Genomic DNA, 3279 nt, shown 5'->3' with positions numbered 1-3279 from the left:
AGACGGGGGATTAGCTCAGCTGGCTAGAGCGCCTGCCTTGCACGCAGGAGGTCATCGGTTCGACTCCGATATTCTCCACGATCGCTGAGAAGCGAAAAAGTTCATTGACATATTGAGATAAAGATATACGAGAAAAGCAAAAACAAGTAGAATAGAATCAAAGAATACGGTATTATGCTTTATAGTGTAATACAGCAAAAAGTACAATAAGCTAAATAAGGGCGTATGGGGGATGCCTAGGCTCTCAGAGGCGAAGAAGGACGTGGTAAGCTGCGAAAAGTTGCGGGGAGTGGCACACACATGTTAATCCGCAAATATCCGAATGGGGCAACCCACTATACTGAAGGTATAGTATCCGCAAGGAGGCAAACCCGGAGAACTGAAACATCTAAGTACCCGGAGGAGAAGAAAACAATAGTGATTCCGTTAGTAGTGGCGAGCGAACGCGGAATAGCCCAAACCAATGTTGTTACGGCAATATTGGGGTTGTAGGACTGCGATATCTGGTGCATATTGAATAAGAATCCTTTGGAAAGAGGAACCGAAGAGGGTGATAGTCCCGTATTGGTAAGATGTGTTACTGGTAGCAGTATCCTGAGTAGGACGGGGCACGTGAAACCCTGTTTGAATTTGGCGGGACCATCCGCTAAGGCTAAATACTCCTGAGAGACCGATAGTGAACCAGTACCGTGAGGGAAAGGTGAAAAGCACCCTGAATAAGGGAGTGAAAGAGAACCTGAAACCATACGCTTACAAGCGGTCGGAGCCCCATTGGGGTGACGGCGTGCCTTTTGCATAATGAGCCTACGAGTTACTGTTGCTAGCAAGGTTAAGTACTTCAGGTACGGATCCGTAGCGAAAGCGAGTCTGAATAGGGCGTTATAGTTAGTAGTAGTAGACGCGAAACCGAGTGATCTACCCATGGGCAGGGTGAAGCTGTGGTAACACACAGTGGAGGCCCGAACCCGTTGACGTTGAAAAGTCTTGGGATGACCTGTGGGTAGGGGTGAAAGGCCAATCAAACTCGGAAATAGCTCGTACTCCCCGAAATGCATTTAGGTGCAGCGTTAGTTAAGTTTTATAGAGGTAGAGCTACTGATTGGATGCGGGGGCTTCACCGCCTACCAATTCCTGACAAACTCCGAATGCTATAAAATGTTTACTAGCAGTGAGGGCTAGGGTGCTAAGGTCCTAGTCCGAAAGGGAAAGAACCCGGACCATCAGCTAAGGTCCCCAAGTGTATACTAAGTTGAAAAAACGCGGTCTGATTGCTTAGACAGCTAGGATGTTGGCTTGGAAGCAGCCATTCATTTAAAGAGTGCGTAACAGCTCACTAGTCGAGCGATCGGGCATGGATAATAATCGGGCATAAGTATACCACCGAAGCTATGGATTTGTATTAATACAAGTGGTAGGGGAGCATTCTATGGGCGTTGAAGGTGTACTGCGAGGTATGCTGGAGCGTATAGAAAAGAAAATGTAGGCATAAGTAACGATAATGCGGGCGAGAAACCCGCACGCCGAAAAACCAAGGTTTCCTCAGCTATGCTAATCAGCTGAGGGTTAGTCAGGGCCTAACGCGAACCCGAAAGGGGTAGTGGATGGACAACAGGTTAATATTCCTGTACCTGCATAACAATAAAAGTGACGAAGGTGAAATGTTGGTGCGTGCTGATGGAATAGCACGTTGAAGTATCTGAAAGGATACGATAGTACACTGAGGCTACGGCCAAGGTGATAATCCAGCGGACCGACTTCCAAGAAAAGCGAGTTATGCAGCCTGTACCGTAAACCGACACAGGTGGTTGGGATGAGTATTCTAAGGCGCTCGAGAGATTCATGGCTAAGGAACTAGGCAAAATAGACCTGTAACTTCGGGAGAAAGGTCGCCCCACTCCGGTGGGGCCGCAGTGAAGAGGTCCAGGCGACTGTTTATCAAAAACACAGGGCTCTGCGAAATCGAAAGATGAAGTATAGGGCCTGACACCTGCCCGGTGCTGGAAGGTTAAGAGGAGATGTTATCTTCGGAGAAGCATTGAATTGAAGCCCCAGTAAACGGCGGCCGTAACTATAACGGTCCTAAGGTAGCGAAATTCCTTGTCGGGTAAGTTCCGACCTGCACGAATGGTGTAACGATCTGGACACTGTCTCGGCCATGAGCTCGGTGAAATTGTAGTATCGGTGAAGATGCCGATTACCCGCAGTGGGACGAAAAGACCCCGTGAACCTTTACTATAGCTTCGTATTGACTTTGGATAAGTGATGTGTAGGATAGGTTGGAGACTTTGAAGCAGCATCGCCAGGTGTTGTGGAGTCATTGTTGAAATACAACCCTTCGCTTATTTGAAGCCTAACTTCCTTCGGGAAGGACAGTTCGTGGTGGGTAGTTTGACTGGGGTGGTCGCCTCCAAAAGTGTAACGGAGGCTTCTAAAGGTTCCCTCAGCACGCTTGGTAACCGTGCGTAGAGTGCAATGGCATAAGGGAGCTTGACTGAGAGACCTACAAGTCGATCAGGTGCGAAAGCAGAGCATAGTGATCCGGTGGTTCCGCATGGAAGGGCCATCGCTCAAAGGATAAAAGGTACTCCGGGGATAACAGGCTGATCTCCCCCAAGAGCTCACATCGACGGGGGGGTTTGGCACCTCGATGTCGGCTCGTCACATCCTGGGGCTGGAGAAGGTCCCAAGGGTTGGGCTGTTCGCCCATTAAAGTGGCACGCGAGCTGGGTTCAGAACGTCGTGAGACAGTTCGGTCTCTATCTACTGTGGGCGTTAGAAATTTGAGTGGACCTGACTCTAGTACGAGAGGACCGAGTTGGACGAACCTCTGGTGTGGCTGTTGTTCTGCCAAGGGCATTGCAGCGTAGCTATGTTCGGAAGGGATAAGCGCTGAAAGCATATAAGCGCGAAACCCGCCACAAGATGAGATTTCTTTAAAGGGTCGTTGGAGATGACAACGTTGATAGGCTATAGGTGCAAGTGCAGTAATGCAGGTAGCCGAGTAGTACTAATTACCCGTAAGCTTATGTACTGATTCTTTTTCTTTTGTTGCTAAAACTTATAATTTTTATCTCAATATGTTACCTTATTAGAGTTGGCTACAAGTCAATCAAAGACTTAAGGTGGTTACAGCGGTGGGGCTCACCTCTTCCCATTCCGAACAGAGCAGTTAAGCCCACCAGCGCAGATGGTACTACGAAAGTGGGAGAGTATGTCGCCGCCTTCTTTTAGAAAACCCTTTATCACTACGATAAAGGGTTTTTTTATACCCGAAATCTA

Annotated in this window: 1 tRNA gene and 2 rRNA genes; all 3 read left to right on the top strand. The window is 48.3% G+C overall.

Features of this window, described 5'->3' with window-relative positions:
• The first annotated feature begins 4 nt into the window (after positions 1-4).
• A tRNA-Ala gene (locus tag BM361_RS16795) sits at positions 5-78 on the top strand.
• Positions 79-205: 127 nt separating this feature from the next.
• A 23S ribosomal RNA gene (locus BM361_RS16790) occupies positions 206-3030 on the top strand.
• Positions 3031-3118: 88 nt separating this feature from the next.
• A 5S ribosomal RNA gene (gene rrf, locus BM361_RS16785) occupies positions 3119-3226 on the top strand.
• The last annotated feature ends 53 nt before the right edge of the window (positions 3227-3279 follow it).

It is taken from the genome of Zhouia amylolytica, from assembly GCF_900116365.1.
Taxonomy (GTDB): domain Bacteria; phylum Bacteroidota; class Bacteroidia; order Flavobacteriales; family Flavobacteriaceae; genus Zhouia; species Zhouia amylolytica.
The sequence above is the reverse complement of the archived record's forward strand: the minus strand, read 5'-3'. Positions and strand labels throughout refer to the sequence as shown.